The organism is Burkholderia sp. SIMBA_051, assembly GCF_046534915.1.
Lineage (GTDB): Bacteria > Pseudomonadota > Gammaproteobacteria > Burkholderiales > Burkholderiaceae > Burkholderia > Burkholderia ambifaria.
The window spans coordinates 1-238 of record NZ_JAWRXS010000845.1 but is presented as its reverse complement, the minus strand read 5'-3'; the positions used below and the strand labels follow the sequence as shown (position 1 = coordinate 238).

The window sequence follows — 238 nt, the reverse complement described above, 5'->3', positions numbered from 1 at the left end:
CCAGCCTGAGTTAATGACCGCATTCGGTCAATTGGCTGCAGCCGGCACCAAGGATGGCGCACTGAGCAAGAAAATGCGAGAGTTTGTTGCGCTCGGCATCGCAGTCGCGGACCGATGCGATGACTGCATTGGCTTTCACGTCCAAGCTCTCGTCAAGCTGGGCGCCACACGCGCCGAACTAGAGGACGTGCTAGGAACCGCCGTTTATATGGGAGGTGGTCCCTCGATGATGTACGCC

1 protein-coding gene is annotated in these 238 nt (G+C 58.4%); it reads left to right on the top strand.

Annotated features, from left to right (window positions below; genetic code table 11):
* The coding region (locus SB771_RS36840; RefSeq protein ID WP_410722264.1) for a carboxymuconolactone decarboxylase family protein at nt 1-238 on the top strand (238 nt) is incomplete at both ends.